The organism is uncultured Shimia sp., from assembly GCF_947493595.1.
Lineage (GTDB): Bacteria > Pseudomonadota > Alphaproteobacteria > Rhodobacterales > Rhodobacteraceae > Shimia.
The window spans coordinates 515,520-533,220 of the sequence record NZ_CANLRL010000002.1 but is presented as its reverse complement, the minus strand read 5'-3'; the positions used below and the strand labels follow the sequence as shown (position 1 = coordinate 533,220).

The 17,701-nt window shown below is 58.9% G+C and carries 18 protein-coding genes; 11 read left to right on the top strand and 7 right to left on the bottom strand.

What is annotated here, in order from left to right:
* The first annotated feature begins 21 nt into the window (after positions 1–21).
* Genes Q0955_RS08110 through Q0955_RS08095 form a run of 4 tightly spaced genes read left to right on the top strand, consistent with a single transcriptional unit; the run spans position 22 to position 2,488 of the window.
* Entirely contained in the window at positions 22–222 is a 201-nt protein-coding gene (locus tag Q0955_RS08110; RefSeq protein WP_299422825.1) for a DUF6494 family protein, read from the top strand.
* The gene (gene apbC / locus Q0955_RS08105) at positions 223–1,287 is read left to right on the top strand and encodes an iron-sulfur cluster carrier protein ApbC (RefSeq protein WP_299422823.1); all 1,065 of its coding nucleotides are present in this window, start codon (positions 223–225) and stop codon (positions 1,285–1,287) included.
* Positions 1,284–2,009: a biotin/lipoate--protein ligase family protein gene (locus Q0955_RS08100; protein ID WP_299422820.1), complete on the top strand. Its 726-nt coding sequence runs from the start codon at positions 1,284–1,286 to the stop codon at positions 2,007–2,009. Before apbC ends, Q0955_RS08100 begins: the two co-directional genes overlap by 4 nt.
* The gene (locus tag Q0955_RS08095; RefSeq protein WP_299422818.1) at positions 2,009–2,488 is read left to right on the top strand and encodes a DUF6505 family protein; all 480 of its coding nucleotides are present in this window, start codon (positions 2,009–2,011) and stop codon (positions 2,486–2,488) included. The genes Q0955_RS08100 and Q0955_RS08095 overlap by 1 nt, the downstream gene beginning before the upstream one ends.
* A 15-nt stretch (positions 2,489–2,503) precedes the next feature.
* On the opposite strand, the gene Q0955_RS08090 is transcribed toward Q0955_RS08095, so the two are convergent.
* Genes Q0955_RS08090 through Q0955_RS08080 form a run of 3 tightly spaced genes read right to left on the bottom strand, consistent with a single transcriptional unit; the run spans position 2,504 to position 4,727 of the window.
* On the bottom strand, positions 2,504–3,313 hold the full coding sequence (locus Q0955_RS08090) for a substrate-binding domain-containing protein (protein ID WP_299422815.1): 810 nt from the start codon (positions 3,311–3,313) through the stop codon (positions 2,504–2,506).
* Positions 3,310–4,029, bottom strand: a complete 720-nt coding sequence (locus Q0955_RS08085) for an ATP-binding cassette domain-containing protein (RefSeq protein WP_299422813.1) — start codon at positions 4,027–4,029, stop codon at positions 3,310–3,312. The genes Q0955_RS08090 and Q0955_RS08085 overlap by 4 nt, the downstream gene beginning before the upstream one ends.
* Positions 4,023–4,727 (bottom strand): ABC transporter permease, encoded by a 705-nt coding sequence (locus tag Q0955_RS08080; RefSeq protein WP_299422810.1) that lies wholly within the window; start codon positions 4,725–4,727, stop codon positions 4,023–4,025. Before Q0955_RS08080 ends, Q0955_RS08085 begins: the two co-directional genes overlap by 7 nt.
* A 334-nt stretch (positions 4,728–5,061) precedes the next feature.
* Here Q0955_RS08080 and Q0955_RS08075 point away from each other — a divergent pair, with 334 nt between their 5' ends.
* Together Q0955_RS08075 and cysK are read left to right on the top strand one after the other, a co-directional pair.
* A complete protein-coding gene (locus Q0955_RS08075; RefSeq protein WP_299422808.1) occupies positions 5,062–6,105 on the top strand; it encodes a TRAP transporter substrate-binding protein in 1,044 nt (347 codons plus the stop codon).
* 207 nt (positions 6,106–6,312) lie between these two features.
* Positions 6,313–7,377 carry a cysteine synthase A gene (cysK, locus tag Q0955_RS08070; protein ID WP_299422805.1) on the top strand — a complete coding sequence of 355 codons (1,065 nt, stop codon included), beginning with the start codon at positions 6,313–6,315 and terminating at the stop codon, positions 7,375–7,377.
* Between the two features lie 54 nt (positions 7,378–7,431).
* Here cysK and Q0955_RS08065 read toward each other — a convergent pair whose 3' ends face one another.
* The 3 genes from Q0955_RS08065 to ade form a co-directional block, all read right to left on the bottom strand.
* Positions 7,432–7,719 carry an HU family DNA-binding protein gene (locus Q0955_RS08065; RefSeq protein WP_132861006.1) on the bottom strand — a complete coding sequence of 96 codons (288 nt, stop codon included), beginning with the start codon at positions 7,717–7,719 and terminating at the stop codon, positions 7,432–7,434.
* Between the two features lie 132 nt (positions 7,720–7,851).
* Positions 7,852–9,324, bottom strand: coding sequence for an AMP nucleosidase (locus tag Q0955_RS08060; protein ID WP_299422800.1), 1,473 nt, complete (start codon positions 9,322–9,324; stop codon positions 7,852–7,854).
* Positions 9,321–11,129 carry an adenine deaminase gene (ade, locus tag Q0955_RS08055; protein ID WP_299422797.1) on the bottom strand — a complete coding sequence of 603 codons (1,809 nt, stop codon included), beginning with the start codon at positions 11,127–11,129 and terminating at the stop codon, positions 9,321–9,323. The genes Q0955_RS08060 and ade overlap by 4 nt, the downstream gene beginning before the upstream one ends.
* Before the next feature lie 192 nt (positions 11,130–11,321).
* On the opposite strand from ade, the gene Q0955_RS08050 reads away from it, so the two are divergent.
* Complete coding sequence (locus tag Q0955_RS08050) at positions 11,322–12,077, top strand: class II aldolase and adducin N-terminal domain-containing protein (RefSeq protein WP_299422794.1); 756 nt, start codon at positions 11,322–11,324, stop codon at positions 12,075–12,077.
* On the opposite strand, the gene Q0955_RS08045 is transcribed toward Q0955_RS08050, so the two are convergent.
* Positions 12,074–13,018: a GlxA family transcriptional regulator gene (locus Q0955_RS08045; protein WP_299422791.1), complete on the bottom strand. Its 945-nt coding sequence runs from the start codon at positions 13,016–13,018 to the stop codon at positions 12,074–12,076. The genes Q0955_RS08050 and Q0955_RS08045 overlap by 4 nt on opposite strands.
* Before the next feature lie 75 nt (positions 13,019–13,093).
* Between Q0955_RS08045 and Q0955_RS08040 the strand changes: the two genes are divergently transcribed.
* The 4 genes from Q0955_RS08040 (at position 13,094) to Q0955_RS08025 (ending at position 17,635) form a co-directional block, all read left to right on the top strand.
* Complete coding sequence (locus Q0955_RS08040) at positions 13,094–14,254, top strand: acyl-CoA dehydrogenase family protein (RefSeq protein ID WP_299422788.1); 1,161 nt, start codon at positions 13,094–13,096, stop codon at positions 14,252–14,254.
* 66 nt (positions 14,255–14,320) lie between these two features.
* A complete protein-coding gene (locus Q0955_RS08035; protein ID WP_299422786.1) occupies positions 14,321–14,602 on the top strand; it encodes a SelT/SelW/SelH family protein in 282 nt (93 codons plus the stop codon).
* A 223-nt stretch (positions 14,603–14,825) separates the two neighbouring features.
* Complete coding sequence (locus Q0955_RS08030) at positions 14,826–16,853, top strand: acetate--CoA ligase family protein (RefSeq protein WP_299422783.1); 2,028 nt, start codon at positions 14,826–14,828, stop codon at positions 16,851–16,853.
* Positions 16,850–17,635 carry a carnitinyl-CoA dehydratase gene (locus tag Q0955_RS08025; RefSeq protein ID WP_299422780.1) on the top strand — a complete coding sequence of 262 codons (786 nt, stop codon included), beginning with the start codon at positions 16,850–16,852 and terminating at the stop codon, positions 17,633–17,635. Before Q0955_RS08030 ends, Q0955_RS08025 begins: the two co-directional genes overlap by 4 nt.
* The last annotated feature ends 66 nt before the right edge of the window (positions 17,636–17,701 follow it).

Genomic DNA, 17,701 nt, shown 5'->3' with positions numbered 1-17,701 from the left:
TAGGCAGAAGGATATCCACCTATGAGCGACGATTTTAACATGAGCATGCGCAAATTTCTCAAGCAGGTTGGCGTCACCAGCCAGCAAGCCATTGAGGACGCCATGCGCTCTGCCGGAGCCGAGGCAACCGACGGCAAAGAGTTCACCGCCAAAGTCGTGTTGACCGTTGACGGTCTGGACATGGAGCATGTTGTCACCGGTCAAATCAAAGGGCGCACATAAATGGCTAACCGCGACGATATTTTAAACGTCCTCAAAGTCTTCACCGATCCCGCGTCCGGATCCGATCTGGTGGCGTCCGGCATGGTCCGCGCCCTGAACGTCGACGGTGGCGAAGTCCGTTTCGTGTTGGAAATTGACCCGGCCCGCGCTCAGGCGATGCAGCCGATGAAGGTTGAAATCGAGGACAAATTAAGCGCGCTGGATGGCGTGGACAGCGTGTCCATCGTGATGACCGCGCATGCCGCTTCCAAGCCGCCGCCCGACCTCAAAGGCTCCCGCCCAGCGGAGCCCCAAGGCCCACAAAAGATCCCCGGCATCGACCGCATTCTTGCTGTGGCCTCCGGCAAAGGGGGCGTGGGCAAATCGACTGTTTCGGCCAACCTTGCTGCTGCGCTGGCCGCCGAAGGCCGCCGCGTTGGCTTGCTCGACGCGGATGTTTATGGCCCGTCCCAACCCCGCATGCTGGGTGTTTCTGGTCGTCCGTCGAGCCCCGATGGCAAAACCATCCTGCCAATGCGCAACCACGGCGTGACCATGATGTCGATTGGCCTGATGACCCGCGAAGAAGAAGCGGTTGTCTGGCGTGGCCCCATGTTGATGGGCGCGTTGCAACAGATGATGAACCAGGTCCAGTGGGGCGCGCTGGATGTGCTGATCGTTGACCTGCCTCCTGGCACCGGCGACGTGCAGATGACTCTGGCGCAGAAGGCTGAATTGACGGGCGCATTGGTGGTCTCCACGCCGCAGGACATTGCGCTTTTGGATGCCCGCAAAGGCATCAACATGTTTGAGAAACTTGGCACGCCGATCGTGGGCATGGTTGAGAACATGAGCACCCATATCTGCTCCAAATGCGGCAATGAAGAGCACATCTTTGGCCACGGCGGTGTGGCTGCGGAAGCGGAAAAACTGGGTGTGCCGCTCTTGGCAGAAATTCCGCTGGCGCTGGACATCCGTGTTGCCGCTGACGGCGGGGCGCCAATTGTGGTTTCCAAACCGGACAGCTCACAGGCGCAGTCCTTCCGTACGTTGGCTCGCCGTCTGATCGAGGACGGCAACGCATGAGTGAGGCCCCGCAATTCCCACCGCTTTTTGAAGGGCTCGCGCTGACCGGCAGCGCGGACCCTTTTGCCAAGGCCAAGACTCAAGCGATCATGGGCTGCGATGCGGGGCTTGTGGTTCACAACCTTGCCGCAGATCAGCTGCGCGCCGCCATTGTCTTTGCACCCGAGGTCCCCTTGACCGAGGCTTTACCGGTGCTGATCAGCTGCGCCATTGGGTTTCAGAACGCGCTTGGCGCCTTGGCTCCGCCAGAGGTGGCCGTGCATCTGGATTGGCCCGGCGGTATCCTGGTCAATGGCGCCCGCTGCGGCCGGATGCGTGTCGCCGCCGCCACGCAAGACGCCAACGCTGTGCCAGATTGGCTGGTGGTCGGTTTGGAACTGCCGTTGATCCCAGCCAACGCGGACACTCCCGGCGACACGCCAAATCAAACGGCGCTCTATGAAGAAGGCTGTGTGGATGTGCGCCCCGATGAGCTACTCGGCGCATGGGTGCGACACACGTTGGTTTGGGTCAACCGGATGGAAGAGGAAGGTCTCAAGCCACTCAACACTGAATGGCGGGGCCTCGCGCACAACCTCGGCGAAGAGGTCGAATGGTCCCTTGGCGAGACGCAAGAAGCTGGCACTTTTGTCGGCACAGACGAACACTTTGGCGCGCTCCTGCGCAGCGGCGAAGACACCCGCCTGCTGCCGCTCAGCCGCCTATTGGAAGGAGACAGCTGATGCTTTTGGCACGTGCGATCCATTTTGATGAAAGCGACCAGCGGGTCTACTTCAACCCTGCCCGCACCGGCGAGTGGGCGATCAGCGGCGGGTTTGAATTTTCCAACTGGTCCGAGGCCGACCTGACCGGCAAAGCACGGCAGGCGTTTGCCAATGGCTGGCTGGGTGTGGAGACCTTTGGTCGCGTGACCTTTGTGGCCGTGACCACCATCGAGGCGGCAGAGGTCGAAGCCCTCACCGACGCGCTCGCTCAGCATTTTGTGGAAGTCTACGGCGCGCCTTCGTTGGAGGCTGCGCGTCCGGTGGCGGCCGAGGAGATTGCCCATATGACGGATCTCTGCGCCGAACATGAGGCCAACACGCTTCTGACTGTGGCTCGGGAACTCACCGACGCCGGTGTGAAAGAGCAATTCCGCAGCATTGCGCCAGCAGAAGCCGAGTTGGAGCAATTTGCAGTGCACGTCACCCCAGACGAGTGACGTGCACCAACGCGTTTATTGTTCCGCGTTGAAGATAAACAGGCGGCCACCTTTCAAAGTGTAGCCGTCAATCAACTCTTTGGCGCGGTCGCTCACCAGCCAGGCTTCCAGCTTCTGCGCCAGTTCCGCCTGCACGTGGCCGTGCTTCTCCGGGTTCACCGGAATATAGGCGTACTGGTTGAACAGCTCCGGATCGCCGGAATAGAGCAATTCCAGTTCCCCTTTGTTGCCAAACTTGAGCCAGCTTGCACGGTCGCTCATGATGTAACCGTTCATGCCGGACGCGGTGTTCAGGGACGCGCCCATGCCGGCACCGGCTTCCTTGTACCAATCCACAGAGCGGGCAGCCGCATCCACACCGGCCTCTGCCCAGAGAGAGAGCTCTTTCTTGTGGGTGCCGCTGTCGTCACCGCGGCTCACAAACGCAGCCTTGGTTTCGGAAATCGCGGACAGCGCCTGCACCACGGTTTCGGACTCAGCGATTTTTGCAGGATCGGCATTGGGGCCAATCAACACAAAATCGTTGTACATGATCTCACGACGGTGCGTGCCATACCCACCCGCAACAAACGCTTCTTCCGCTTTTTTGGAATGCACCAGGATCGCATCCACATCACCAGCCTCACCCAAACGCAGGGCCTGACCGGTGCCCACGACCAAAAGCTGCACTTCCAGACCCAGATCTTTCTGGATTTCCGGCAACAGGACGTCAGACAGTCCCGAGTTGTGGAAAGAGGTTGTGACCGCCATTTTCATGGTGTCTGCGGTTGCCATAACGCCACTGAATACCAAGGCCACTGCGGCAAGCGTTGTACCAAACTTCATTCGACTATGTCTCCATTTATAAATGCGCGCGCTTCACTTGTTTTGGGTGAGGCAAAGAATTCTTCCGCAGGTGTCTGCTCCAGAATGTGACCGTGGTGGATGAACCAAACATCCTCCGCCAGCCGCCGTGCCTGACCAATGTCGTGCGTGGACATCACCACGCGTGTTCCCTCTTTGAACGCCTGCATCAGCAGCGCCTCAAATTCCCGCGTCGCCCGGCCATCCAAATTGGCGCAGGGCTCATCAAGGAACAGAATTTCAGGTTTGCGGATCAAGGCCCGCGCCAGTGCCAGCTTCTGACGCTCTCCGCCAGACAGCACCGTGGCCTGCTTTTGAGCGCTGTCCGCCAAGCCAACACGCTCCAGCCACTCCACCGCACGGGCCCGAGCATCCTTCTTGGACACCCCATGAGTCATCAGCGGGTAAGCCACATTGTCCAGCGCCGTGCGCCGCATCATGATCGGAGCCTGAAACACAAAGGCTTGAAGCGCGCGGGCATCTTCTTCGGGGATTTGCCACTGAAGCGATCCCCCACCGGACACCCGTTCCATGCCATGCAACAGGCGCAACAACGTGGTTTTCCCGGCCCCATTGGGCCCCATCACAATCGACAGGCCGCTGTCACTCACCGTGGTGCTTATCGGCCCCAACAAAGTCTTGCCGCGTCGGCGCACAACCGCATCAGTTACCGTCAGAGGCAGAATAGAGGTCACCATCGGCCACTCACCTCCGTGCGCGACAAGGTGTGGATCAACAGGTTCACCACCACCGCCAAGCCAATCAGCACAAAGCCCAAGGCAAGTGCGAGTGAGAAGTTGCCCTTGCCGGTCTCCAGCGAAATCGCCGTTGTCAAAACGCGCGTCGCATTGTCGATATTACCGCCCACAATCATGATCGCGCCAACTTCGCCAATGCCGCGGCCAAACCCGGCCAGCGACGCCGTCAAAAGCGCCCGACGTCCATCCCATAAGAGCGTGGCAATGCGCTGCCAGCGCGTGGTGTTCATGGAAATCAAAAGATCGTGGTACTGCGCCCACAACTCTCGAATGGCCTGATGGGCAATCGAGGCGATCAACGGGGTCAAAATGATCACCTGCGCAATGATCATCGCTGTGGGGGTGAACAACAGTCCAAACACCCCAAACGGCCCAGCCCGCGACAGCAGCAGATAGACAATCAAACCCACCACAACCGGCGGCAGCCCCATCAACGCGTTCAAGGTTGCAATCACAAACCGGCGGAAACGGAACCGACGCACCGCCAACCAACAACCCAGAGGCAATCCAATCGCCGAGGCGATCGCCACAGCGGTCAGTGTAACCTGCAACGAGCGCAGCGAAATCTCAATCAGGTCCGCGTCAAAAGTGACGATTAATCGGCCCGCTTCTAGCAGACCTGCCAGTAATTCATTCATGCAACCGCTCTGGTGCCCCTCCTTGCGGCCTGCCCTCCCGGCGGCCGGAGCATGCCATCCCCGTGGCAGGCTCATCTGTTGTCATTGTGCCATTTCGCCGCTGAAGCAAGTGGCCGACGACACTTTCCCAAATCACCTTAACGTAGCCGCCCGAATTGGCGCAAATTGTCCACTCAACCACGCCCCCAAATGTCATTTTGTCCCAAGCGTTTTAGGCAGGTAATTCGCCCACAACAAAGAAACATGTCCAACTGGTCAAATTTCCCTTGGCAGAACGTCTTGCTTCAACAACACTCTCCCCAATCGGGAGAAAAGACCAATTGGGAGGACCAACATGACCCTGCGCAACCCTATTACCAAATTACTGGCCGCCGGGGCCACCATGGCGATCACAGCCACAACTGCGTTTGCACAAGACGTGACCCTGCGGATGCACCAGTTCCTGCCGCCGCAGGCCAATGTGCCAAAGCTGATTTTGGACGTCTGGGCGGATGCGATTGAGAAAGACAGCGAAGGCCGCATCAAGATCGAGCGCTATGCTGCCATGTCCTTGGGCGGTAAGCCACCAGAGCTGATGGACCAGGCCATCGACGGTGTTGCCGACATCGTCTGGACCGTGGTCGGCTACACCCCAGGCCGCTACCCGTCCACCGAAGTGTTTGAATTGCCCTTCATGGTCGAAGATGCACGCGCGGGCTCTTATGCCTATGCCAAGATGTTTGACGCGCACATGAAGGACACTGAGTTTAAGAACCTGAAGATCTTTGGCACCTGGGTGCACGGTCCTGGCATGTTCCACACCAACGCAGCGGTCTCTTCACCTGACGACCTTAAGGGCATGAAAATTCGCGGCGGCTCTCGCTTGGTGAACGAGCTGCTGAAACTGACCGGTGCCTCGCCCATCGGCATGCCGGTGCCAGCTGTGCCAGAAGCCCTGTCCAAAGGTGTGATCGATGGCACCACCATCCCATGGGAAGTGACCGCCGCACTGAAAGTCCCTGAGCTTGTGGGCAACCATACCGAATTTGAAGGCAACGCGCTGTACACGCTGACTTTTGTTCTGGCGATGAACAAAGACCGTTATGAGTCGATGCCAGACGATCTGAAAGCGGTGATGGACAAGAACTCCGGCGTGGAATTCTCGATCTTTGCCGGCGGTGTGATGCAAGACATGGACGCACCAGCGCGTGACAAAGCAGTGGCACGCGGCAACAACATCGTGACTGTTTCCGCTGAAGACGCCGCCAAGTGGGCCGAAGTTGTGCAGCCAATCTACACCACTTGGATTGCCGACATGGACAAGCGCGGCCTCGACGGTCAGGCAATGATCGACGAAGCCAAGGCCCTGATGGAAGAGTACAAAAAGAACAACATGTAACTCTGACCAACGCGAACAAGATTGGCCGCAGCCCCGTGCTGCGGCCTTTTTGTTTGCCACGTTGCACACAAATCAAAACGAAATCACGCCTTCAGCGGGGCCCAATGCGTGCCGTCCTTATTTCCATCTGCGGCAATCACAGACCTACTAATTTCCAAATTCGCCTCTTAGCTTGGAGTCTGAAACTACGCACAAAAGGAGGCGCTTATGCCCCGCCAAACTCAAGGTCGTGGCCGCCGCTACGACAGCATTCTGGATACGGTTGGGGATACCCCGGTTGTCCGCCTCAATCGGATTGCGCCCAAACATGTGAACATGTTTGTGAAATTCGAGGCTGCCAATCCGGCTGGCTCCGTCAAAGACCGTCTGGCACTCAACATCATTGAGGCCGCGGAGAAAGACGGCCGTCTAAAACCCGGCCAAACCGTGGTTGAGGCCACCTCCGGTAACACCGGCATTGGCCTTGCCATGGTCTGCGCCGCCAAAGGCTATCCACTGGTCATCACCATGTCGGAGGCTTTCTCCGTGGAGCGTCGCCGCCTGATGCGTTTTCTGGGGGCCAAGGTTGTGCTCACACCCAAAGCCCAAAAAGGCTTTGGCATGTATAAGAAGGCACAGGAACTGGCCGAGCAAAACGATTGGTTCCTCGCCAGCCAGTTTGAAACCGCCGACAACGCTGACATGCACGAAAACACCACAGCCCGCGAAATCCTGAGCGATTTTGCAGGCACCTCGCTGGATTACTGGGTCACCGGCTACGGCACCGGCGGTACGGTCTCTGGCGTGTCACGTGTCTTGCGCCGCGAAAGCCCGGATACCAAGATCATCCTGTCGGAACCGGCCAACGCGGCGCTCGTGGACTCTGGCTACATCAACACCCGCGACGCCGCCAATCAGGCCACCGAAAGCCACCCGGCGTTTGAACCCCATCCGATCCAAGGCTGGACCCCGGACTTCATCCCTTGGGTGCTACAAGAAGCGCTGGACAAAAACGGCTACGATCAGCTGATCAAAACACCGGGACCGGATGGCATCCAATGGTCGCAGCGCCTCGCGTCCGAGGAAGGCATTCTGGTAGGCATCTCGGCTGGCGCCACTTTGGCCGCAGCCATTGAGGTTGCACAGACGGCCCCTGAAGGGTCCAACATCCTTGTGATGTTGCCAGACACCGGTGAACGCTATCTTTCTACGCCCCTGTTTGACGGTATTGCTGAGGGCATGTCGGATGAAGAGATCACCATTTCCCATTCCACGCCCAGCGCGCAGCTTTAAAAAAAAAGGGTCGCTCAACCGAGCGACCCTTTCCGTAAACAATGATCAACGTGATCAGCCGTTCACGCTGTCTTTCAGCGCTTTGGCGATGGTCATTTTCACAACCTTGTCCGCGTCTTTCTTGATCTGCTCGCCAGTTGCTGGGTTGCGCACCATGCGCTCAGGGCGCTCGCGGCAGTAAATTTTGCCAACACCTGGCAGGGTCACTGCACCACCAGCGGATACTTCGCGGGTGATCAACGCGCAAACGGCTTCCAGAGCTGCGCCTGCGGATTTCTTGTCAGAGCCCATTTCTTCGGCCAGAGCGGCAACGAGTTGGGTCTTGGTCATCGGTTTTGCCATTTCAGGTCTCCATTAGTCTGCCCGATTAGTAGGGCCTCACGCCCGGCATTTAACGGGATGTTGTGGGTGAACACAATAAATTGTGTGCCAAAAAACGGTGTTTTTAAGGGTTTTCCACAGATTTCCGTAGGGTCAGAGGAAGGCAGTCTCATCAAATGAGCGCAATTTCCGCGAATGAAGCCTTTCAAGAGGCATTTCGCGCAAGCTTTCCATAGCGCGAATGCCAATCAGCAAATGCCGCGCGACCTGTGTCTTATAGAAGTCTGACGCCATGCCGGGAAGCTTTAATTCCCCATGAAGTGGCTTATCGCTGACACAAAGCAACGTGCCGTAAGGCACCCGGAATCGATATCCATTAGCCGCAATCGTCGCGCTCTCCATATCCAATGCGATGGCCCGCGACTGGCTCAGTCGCTGCACCGGGCCGGTGTGCTCGCGCAATTCCCAGTTCCGGTTATCAATCGTCGCCACCGTGCCGGTCCGCATCACACGCTTCAGCTCAAAGCCTGACAGCTTGGTCACCTCCGCCACCGCACTCTCCATCGAGGTCTGCACCTCCGCGAGCGCCGGAATCGGCACCCATACCGGCAGGTCATCATCCAGCACGTGATCTTCTCGCAGATAGGCATGCGCCAGCACAAAATCCCCAAGGCTTTGCGAGTTCCGCAGACCTGCGCAATGCCCCACCATGATCCAGGCATGGGGCCGCAACACCGCAATATGGTCGGTGGCGGTTTTGGCATTGGACGGCCCAACCCCGATATTCACCAGCGTGATGCCAGAGCCATCTTCGCGTTTCAGGTGATAGGTCGGCATCTGCGGCTGCTTGTCTACCGGTGCAATAGGCGTTTCAGCGTCGGATATCTCGACGTTTCCGGTGCTGACAAAGCTGGTGTAGCCCGACTTAGGATCATCCAGCATCTGCCGCGCATAAGCTTCGAACTCAGTCACATAGAACTGGTAGTTGGTGAACAACACGTGGTTCTGGAAATGCTCCGGATCAGTGGCGGTATAATGGCTCAACCGCGCCAGAGAGTAATCCACCCGCTGCGCTGAGAACGGCGCGAGCGGCGCCACCCCGTTGATCTCTGCGGTGCCATTCACAATGTCATCATTGGTGGTCGACAGGTCCGGCACATCAAAGATGTCCCGCAGAGTGAAATCCGCCGCCCCTTCTTGTGGCACGGTCATATCGGTTTGCGCGGCCACCGCAAAATGCACCGGAATTGGCGTTGTGGACGGCCCTACAACCACCGGCACGCCGTGGTTTTCCAGCAAGAGCGCAATCTGCTGTTCGAGGTAATGGCGAAACAAATCTGGCCGCGTGACCGTGGTGGCATGCACACCGGGCTCCGCCACATGGCCAAAACTCAACCGGCTGTCGATCTGCGCAAAGCTGGTCGTGGTGATTCGGATCTCCGGATAAAATGCGCGAATGCGATGCCCGTCCGGACCTTTGCGCAGGGCGCGCCGGAACTGGTCACTCAGGTAAGTTGTTGAGAGATGATACAGCTCTTCCAAACGCGCCACAGCGGCTTTGGCATCTGTAAAGGCTTCAGGGGCGGGGACGGCGGGGGAATGCACGGGAATATTCTGTGGAGTCATTGCGCAGCCTTGATCACCTCTGTCATTTCAAATTTGGTCACATCCACCAGCCCCAGATCAGAAATCCGCAGTTCCGGGATCACCACGAGGGCCAAAAGCGAATGTTGCATATAAGCGTTGTTCAGCGTGCAACCGCAAGCCTCCATCGCCTCGACCATCTTCTGCGCCTTGGCCGCGACTTCTGTGGCAGGTGCGTCTGACATCAAGCCTGCGATCGGCAACTCGACCAACGCCAGCTCCTCGCCATCCTTGATCACGGTGACGCCACCGCCAACTTCGCCAAGCCGGTTGGCCGCCATCGCCATCATCTCGCGATCGGTGCCGACAACAATCATATGATGGCTGTCATGCGCCACGGTGGAGGCCATCGCCATGCGCCCTTTGTAGCCAAAGCCCGAAACAAAACCGTTGACCACATCGCCAGTGGCGCGGTGCCGCTCCACCAGCGCGATCTGCGCCACATCTGCCTCTATATCGCTCTGAACAACGCCATCGGTGACTGAAAGGTCGGCGGTCAACGCTTTGGTTGGTGCTTGGTTCTCAATCACCCCAATCACATTGGCCGTGACCTTGGTAGCATCCTGCGGCGCTTTGACCTCAAAGTCTTCTGCCGTCCGCGCCCGTCCCATGTTCACCGTCTGCCGCGCGTGTGCGGGCCAGTCGTAATGCGGACAATCCACCAACACTTTACCGTCCTGCGCCACGGTCTTACCATGCGCAATCACCTGCTCAATCGGGAGCGTTTTGAGGTCCGACGTCAGGATCACATCCGCCCGCCGTCCGGGTGCAATAGAGCCCAAATCGCGCTCCAAGCCAAAATGCGTCGCCGTGTTGATCGTCGCCATCTGCAACGCCACCAGCGGGTCACAGCCGCAGTCAATTGCATGGCGCACCACCCGATTCATGTGACCGTCGTTCACCAAAGTACCGGAATGGCAGTCATCGGTGCAGAGGATGAAGTTACGCGGATCAAGACCTTTCTCGGTGATCGCGGTGATCTGCGTTTCTACGTCATACCAAGCGGAGCCCAAGCGCATCATCATCCGCATACCTTGACGCACTCGCGCAATCGCGTCCGCCTCACAAGTGCCTTCATGATCATCCGCTGGACCACCCGCCGCATAGGCATGGAAAGGGGTGCCCAGATCCGGGCTGGCATAGTGACCGCCCACGGTTTTGCCCGCGTTTTGGGTCGCAGCAATTTCGGCCAGCATCTGCTGGCTGCCATTGATCACTCCGGGGAAGTTCATCATCTCCCCCAGCCCCACGATACCCGGCCAGCCCATGGCCTCGCTCACATCGTCCGGCCCAATCTCAAACCCTGTGGTCTCCAGCCCTGGTGCTGACGGTGCACAGCTTGGCATCTGCGTAAAAATGTTGATGGGCTGCATCAGCGCCTCATCATGCATCATCCGCACCCCTTCCAGCCCCAAGACATTGGCAATCTCATGCGGATCGGTGAACATGCTGGTGGTGCCATGACCAATGACGGCCCGCGCAAATTCCGCCGGGGTCAACATGCCACTTTCGATGTGCATATGCCCGTCACACAGGCCCGGGATCATGAACCGCCCATTGGCTTCTATGAACTCAGTCTGCGGCCCTTCGCAATGGCTGGCATCCGGCCCAACATAGGCGATCCGCCCTTCGGCCACGGCAATATCGTGGTCCGCCAGCACCTCGCGGGTGTGTACATTGACCCATTGGCCTTTGCGAATGATGAGATCAGCAGGCTCGCGGCCCGCGGCCACGGCAACAAGACGGGGGGCCACATCGGCCCAAGATTGAAAATGCTTCTGTTCCATGGCCCACGGTGCCACGGGTTTTGGCCATGTTCAACCTCACCGCAGGTGAAGCTTTTACGAAATATCCTTCAGGTGGAAGCTGAAACCCAAAAATGAAACCGCCTGACCAGCCACACGTCAAAACCGACGTCGCAAACGCGCTTGACCGGCGACCACCGGCAATGGTCCGTTGTCCCAAACAAGGAGCCGTCTATGACTGTCACAGAGCTGCACCCCAACATCACCCACTGGCAAGAACGCGTGGATCTCGCCGCTGCCTTTCGCTGGACCGCACGTCTGAACATGCACGAGGGTGTCGCCAATCATTTCAGTCTTGCTGTGAATGAGGATGGCACGCGATTTTTGATGAACCCCAATCAAAAGCACTTTGCCCGCATCAAAGCCAGTGATCTGTTGGAAATCGATGCCAACGATCTTGAGGCTCTGAAAGGTCCGAATGCGCCTGATCCAACCGCCTGGGGGTTGCATGGCGGCGTACATCGCCACTGCCCGCACGCGCGCTGCGTGATGCATGTGCACTCGATTTTTGCCACCGTACTTGCCTCGTTGGCGGACAGCACGCTGCCTCCGATCGATCAAAACTGCGCCACGTTTTACGATCGCGTTGTGGTGGACGACAGCTATGGCGGCTTGGCATTTGAGGACGAAGGTGAACGCTGCGCCGCCCTTTTGACCGATCGAAAAAAGAAGGTCATGGTCATGGGTAATCACGGCGTGTTGGTGATTGGCGACAGCGTCGCGGACACATTCAACAGGCTCTACTATTTTGAACGCGCAGCAGAAACCTACATCCGTGCGTTGCAAACCGGCCAGCCATTGCGGGTATTACCGCATGAGATTGCGGAGAAGACTGCACAGGAGCTGGAGCAGTATCCGGAACAAGACGTGCGCCATCTGGCTGAGTTGAAAGCGATATTGGACGAGGAAGGCAGCACTTACGCCACCTAGCTCCCCTTGCGCAGGGCCTGCGGAGTGGTGGCAAACTCTGCCCGAAAGGCCCGCGTCATCGCCGCTGGATCGCCATAACCGCTGCGCAGCGCCACCTCTGGCACGCTCAAATCGGTGTCTACCACCAGCTTGCGCGCCAGATTGAGCCGCAACCGCCGGTACACCACCGCTGGCGTGGCCCCAAGTTCAGCAAGCATCCGCGCCGCCAGCGCTTTCTGCGTTGCACCTGCGCGGCGCGCCACCTCCGGCAAGGCCAAAGGCTCTTCTAAGTGATCCTGCATCACCGCCAAAGCGCGGTTCACCACCCGCCCCGCTGGTGTCGCCCCGCCTGCGTGGGATCGCGCACTGTCCCGTGTCATAAACAACTGCGCCACTTCCAAAGCGAGCGCCTGCCCAAAGTCGCGACCAATCAGAAACATCACCAAATCAAACGCCGCCATGGCACCCGAACAGGTCACCCGCGATCCATCAATGACAAACCGCTCGCGCTCAGTTTGCACATCGGGAAAGCGCTCTGCAAAAGAGGTCAGCTCTTCCCAATGGATCGTAGCCCGGTGCCCTTCCAGCAGACCTGCTTCAGCCATCAGCCAACTGCCGGTATCCATGCCGCAGACGGTGTCAAACCGTTTGGCTGCCGCACGTAAAGCACTTTGCGTCTGCCATCCCGCGTGGTCCTTAAACCCATACGACGGCATCACCACCAACATGTCGCCAGAGAAATCACTTAATCGCCCATGCGGCGCCACCGGCAGCTGACTGGAGCTGCGCACCGCCGCGCCGTTTAGAGACAAAAACGCCCAGTCATAAAGCGTCTTTCCCGACAGCGAATTTGCCGCCCGCATCGGCTCCACGGTGTTTGCGAGACAATGGTTGGAAAACCCGTCAAACAGCAAAACCCCAATCTTCTGCGGTGCAGCGGATGTATTTGACCAACTCTGCATGAAATGAGGCTATTCCCGCATGATCTAACCGGTCAAGCGCGCTCTGCTGGAATCAGCCAGTTGAGGAAGCGCCCCATGCAGTTTGATCTGACCGAAGAGCAGGAGATGATCGTCTCCACCGTCCGCAGTTTTGTGGAAAACGAAATTTATCCTCATGAGGACGAAGTTGAGCGTACCGGCAAAATTCCCGACGGGCTTGGCGAACAGATCAAACAGAAGGTCATCGACCTTGGCTTTTATGCCTGTAACTTCCCAGAAGAAGTTGGCGGTGCGGGTCTGAACCATCTCGACTTCACCTTGGTGGAACGCGAGCTTGGCCGTGGCTCCATGGCGCTCACGCATTTCTTTGGTCGGCCGCAAAACATCTTGATGGCCTGCGAAGGCGAGCAGAAGGAACGCTACCTCCTTCCTGCCGTGCGCGGCGAACGTATGGACGCCTTGGCCATGACCGAACCTGGCGCGGGCTCCGATGTGCGTGGCATGAAATGCGCCGCTGTGCGCGATGGCGGCGACTGGGTCATCAACGGCAACAAGCATTTCATCAGCGGCGCCGAACACGCGGATTTTTTCATTGTCTTTGTCGCCACCGGCGAAGACCAAACCCCCAAAGGCCCCAAAAAGCGCATCACCACTTTCCTTGTGGACCGCGACACGCCGGGCTTCACCGTGCGTGACGGCTACAAATCCGTGAGCCACCGCGGCTACAAAAATATGGTGCTGGAGTTTGACGACTGCCGCTTGCCCGATGCACAGGTTTTGGGCGAAGTCGATGGCGGCTTTGCGGTTATGAACGAATGGCTCTACGCCACGCGTATCACAGTTGCGGCCTTCTGTGTGGGCCGCGCCCGGCGCGCTTTTGACTATGCGCTCGACTATGCGGCCCAGCGCGAACAGTTCGGCCAGCCAATTGGCAAATTCCAGGGCATTGGGTTTCAGATCGCAGACATGATCACGGAGATTGACGCGGCAGACCTGCTGACACTCTCCGCCGCAGCCCGCCTTGATCGCGGCCTGCCGTCGAACCGCGAAATCGCTTCAGCTAAACTCTATGCCACCGAAATGCTCGCCCGTGTCACCGACGCCGCAATTCAAATCCACGGCGGCATGGGGCTGATGGACGACTATCCGCTGGAACGCTTCTGGCGAGATGCACGGGTGGAGCGCATCTGGGACGGCACCAGCGAAATCCAACGCCATATCATCAGCCGCGACCTGCTGCGGCCACTGGGGGCTTGATGGATCCCGTTGTGTTGCGCGCGCGCCTGCGGCACAACCTCGACACACCATCGAGGGACCTGCCACATGAAACCTTCTGTCACGATCACCTACTGCGTCGGCTGCAACTGGCTGTTGCGCGCGGGCTGGATGGCGCAAGAATTGCTGTCCACCTTCAAAGGCGACCTTGCTGGCGTGACCATTGCTCCAGCGGGCGTGCCCGGCACCTACAAAGTGACGGTCAACGACACAGTGATCTGGGACCGCAAACGCGACGGCGGCTTTCCGGAGGCGAAAGAATTGAAAAAACGCCTGCGCGACGTGATCGAACCGGACCGCGATTTGGGGCATCTCGACCGCAAGTCTTAATCGCAAAGTTGCATGACGTGGGGGCCAGCCCCCATTCCCCCGGGATATTTAGGGAAAGAAGAAGCCAGAGGTCCGCCCCCCGAAGAGTAGACGTAGAACGGGGGGCTTTCCCTGATGCGGCTCAAAGCGCTCCTGCGGAGGCCGCCCACCCACCCTTCCGCATCGTGGTTAAAAAAGGGTTACCGCACCTTGAGGCCCGTCATGACAGCCTGGAGGCACGGCCATGACACGTGATCTCTCTCGATTGATCCGTCCCCGGTCCATTGCCGTTGTCGGTGGCGGCGCGTGGTGTGTCGAAGTCATCCGGCAAACCGAAAAAACTGGGTTTGACGGCGCCATCTGGCCGGTGCACCCCAAATCATCGGACGTCGCAGGACGCCAAGCTTACCCATCCATCGGCGCATTGCCCGCACCGCCAGACGCAACCTTCATTGGCATCAACCGCCACGCGACCATTCCGGTCGTGAAAGAGCTCGCAGCTTGTGCCGCAGGCGGCGCGGTGTGTTTCGCGTCGGGATTTTCCGAGGCCGCTGAAGAGGACATCTCCGGCATTGATCTGCAAGCGGACCTCGTGGCCGCCGCAGGTGACATGCCGATCCTAGGCCCCAACTGCTACGGTCTAATCAACGCTTTAGACGGAGCAACGATCTGGCCAGATCAACACGGCTGCACCCGCGTCGACAGCGGCGTTGCCATCCTGACCCAAAGCTCCAACATCGCCATCAACCTCACCAATCAGCAACGGGGCCTGCCCATTGCCTATGTCGCCACCTGCGGGAACATGGCACAGCTTAATCAGGCGGATATCGCCAGCGCGCTCCTCGACGATGCGCGTGTCACAGCGCTTGGTCTTCATATCGAAGGCTTCACCAACCTGCGCAGCTGGGAAGCGTTGGCCGCCAAAGCTCAGGATAAGGGCGTTCCCGTTGTGGTCCTGAAAGTCGGCGCAAGCGACGAGGCGCAAGCCGCCACCGTCAGCCATACCGCCTCCCTCGCGGGGAGCGACGCAGGCGCCGCTGCGCTGATCACGCGCCTCGGCTTTGCCCGTGTGCGCGATCTGCCGGTGTTTCTGGAAACCTTGAAGTTGCTACACTTCAATGGCCCGTTGTCCGCCCCCACAATCGCCTCGATCAGCTGTTCTGGCGGCGAGGCCAGCCTCATGGCGGACACCGCTTTAAACAGCGGCCTCACCTTCCCGCCCTTGTCAGACGCCCAACTCACAAGGCTTGGTGACATCCTCGGCCCCATGGTCGCACTTGCCAACCCGCTGGATTACCACACCTATATATGGCGCGACGTCGCGACGATGGCCAAAGCCTGGTCCGCCATGATGACCCCGGACATTGGCCTGACATTCTCTGTAGTAGACTATCCACCAGAAAACCGCGCCGACTGGGACTGCGCCACAGAAGCCGCCATTAAGGCCCACAAATCCACAGGCCGTCCGCTGGCCGTGGTCGCGTCCTTGCCAGAGTTGCTCCCTCCCGATGTGACCCAATCCCTGATCGAAGGCGGCGTTGTGCCAATGCATGGCCTGCGCGAGGCAATCTCTGCCGCAGCTGCCACCACGCAAATTTCTGCACCTGACACCGCCCCTTTGGCGCTCGTGTCTGCCGAGCCCCCCCAAACGCCTCAAGTGCTCACTGAGCGCGAAGCCAAAACCGCGCTCGCTGCCCACGGCCTCGACACCCCAAGAAGCGTTGCTGTGACCAGCACGGACAATCTCGCCGAAGCTGCCCAACGCTTATCTCCTCCTCTGGTGCTCAAAGGCCAGGGTATCGCCCATAAAACAGAAGCCGGAGCCGTAAAGCTCCGCCTCACCACGGCGGATCTGCCCGCCGCGGCACACGCCATGCCAACCGACAGCTTCCTGATCGAAGAAATGATCGACGATGCCGTGGTCGAACTGCTCATCGGCGTCAACCGCGACCCCGCACATGGGTTTGTGCTCACCCTCGCTGCCGGCGGCACGCTTACCGAAGTGCTGTCTGACAGCGCATCGCTTTTGGTCCCGGCCAGCCCAGCGACAATCCGCGCCGCCCTCACCTCTCTCAAAATCGCGCCGCTGCTCACAGGCTATCGCGGCGCACCTCCCGCTAACATCGACGCAATTCTGCACGCCATCGACAGGCTGCAAGCCTACGTGCTTGCCAACCACGACAGCTTGCAAGAGGCTGAAATCAACCCGCTGATCTGCACCCCAACCCGCGCGGTGGCCGCAGACGCGCTGATACGAAAGGACAAGTCATGAGTGACAGCCCGGTCAAAACCCGCCGCGAAGGTGCCATTCTCGAGGTCACACTCGACCGCCCCAAAGCCAACGCCATTGATCTGACCACCAGCCGCATCATGGGCGAAGTTTTCCGCGACTTCCGCGATAATCCTGACCTGCGCGTGGCTATCCTTACTGGCGGCGGCGAAAAATTCTTCTGCCCCGGCTGGGACTTGAAAGCGGCTGCTGACGGCGACGCAGTGGATGGCGACTACGGCGTGGGCGGCTTTGGCGGCTTGCAGGAACTGCGCGACATGAACAAACCGGTGATTGCCGCCGTAAACGGCATTGCCTGTGGTGGCGGCCTCGAATTGGCGCTTTCCGCTGACATCATTCTCGCGGCGGATCACGCCAGCTTTGCACTACCGGAAATTCGCTCCGGCACGGTTGCCGATGCTGCCTCCGTAAAACTGCCCAAGCGCATTCCGTACCACATCGCCATGGAGCTGCTGCTCACCGGGCGCTGGTTTGACGCCGAAGAAGCCCACCGCTGGGGGTTGGTGAATGAAATCCTCCCCGCCGACAAACTGATGGAGCGCGCCTGGGAGCAAGCCCGCCTGCTCGCCTCTGGTCCTCCTCTGGTCTACGCCGCCATCAAAGAAATTGTACGTGACGCCGAAGACGCCAAATTTCAGGACGCGATGAACCACATCACCCAACGCCAGTTGCGCAGTGTCGATGTGCTTTACGACAGCGAAGATCAGCTCGAAGGCGCACGGGCTTTTGCTGAAAAACGTGACCCTGTCTGGAAAGGCAAATAACCCAGCACCAGAACTTTAGGCATCAGCCAATCCCCACACCGCTGTGACAATTATTCACCGCGCCAG

Excerpts from the sequence above, each read along its gene's own strand:
- Q0955_RS08110 (WP_299422825.1), top strand. The coding sequence starts at position 22 with ATGAGCGACGATTTTAACATGAGCATGCGCAAATTTCTCAAGCAGGTT.
- apbC (WP_299422823.1), top strand. The coding sequence starts at position 223 with ATGGCTAACCGCGACGATATTTTAAACGTCCTCAAAGTCTTCACCGAT.
- Q0955_RS08100 (WP_299422820.1), top strand. The coding sequence starts at position 1,284 with ATGAGTGAGGCCCCGCAATTCCCACCGCTTTTTGAAGGGCTCGCGCTG.
- Q0955_RS08095 (WP_299422818.1), top strand. The coding sequence starts at position 2,009 with ATGCTTTTGGCACGTGCGATCCATTTTGATGAAAGCGACCAGCGGGTC.
- Q0955_RS08090 (WP_299422815.1), bottom strand. The coding sequence starts at position 3,313 with ATGAAGTTTGGTACAACGCTTGCCGCAGTGGCCTTGGTATTCAGTGGC.
- Q0955_RS08085 (WP_299422813.1), bottom strand. The coding sequence starts at position 4,029 with ATGGTGACCTCTATTCTGCCTCTGACGGTAACTGATGCGGTTGTGCGC.
- Q0955_RS08080 (WP_299422810.1), bottom strand. The coding sequence starts at position 4,727 with ATGAATGAATTACTGGCAGGTCTGCTAGAAGCGGGCCGATTAATCGTC.
- Q0955_RS08075 (WP_299422808.1), top strand. The coding sequence starts at position 5,062 with ATGACCCTGCGCAACCCTATTACCAAATTACTGGCCGCCGGGGCCACC.
- cysK (WP_299422805.1), top strand. The coding sequence starts at position 6,313 with ATGCCCCGCCAAACTCAAGGTCGTGGCCGCCGCTACGACAGCATTCTG.
- Q0955_RS08065 (WP_132861006.1), bottom strand. The coding sequence starts at position 7,719 with ATGGCAAAACCGATGACCAAGACCCAACTCGTTGCCGCTCTGGCCGAA.
- Q0955_RS08060 (WP_299422800.1), bottom strand. The coding sequence starts at position 9,324 with ATGACTCCACAGAATATTCCCGTGCATTCCCCCGCCGTCCCCGCCCCT.
- ade (WP_299422797.1), bottom strand. The coding sequence starts at position 11,129 with ATGGAACAGAAGCATTTTCAATCTTGGGCCGATGTGGCCCCCCGTCTT.
- Q0955_RS08050 (WP_299422794.1), top strand. The coding sequence starts at position 11,322 with ATGACTGTCACAGAGCTGCACCCCAACATCACCCACTGGCAAGAACGC.
- Q0955_RS08045 (WP_299422791.1), bottom strand. The coding sequence starts at position 13,018 with ATGCAGAGTTGGTCAAATACATCCGCTGCACCGCAGAAGATTGGGGTT.
- Q0955_RS08040 (WP_299422788.1), top strand. The coding sequence starts at position 13,094 with ATGCAGTTTGATCTGACCGAAGAGCAGGAGATGATCGTCTCCACCGTC.
- Q0955_RS08035 (WP_299422786.1), top strand. The coding sequence starts at position 14,321 with ATGAAACCTTCTGTCACGATCACCTACTGCGTCGGCTGCAACTGGCTG.
- Q0955_RS08030 (WP_299422783.1), top strand. The coding sequence starts at position 14,826 with ATGACACGTGATCTCTCTCGATTGATCCGTCCCCGGTCCATTGCCGTT.
- Q0955_RS08025 (WP_299422780.1), top strand. The coding sequence starts at position 16,850 with ATGAGTGACAGCCCGGTCAAAACCCGCCGCGAAGGTGCCATTCTCGAG.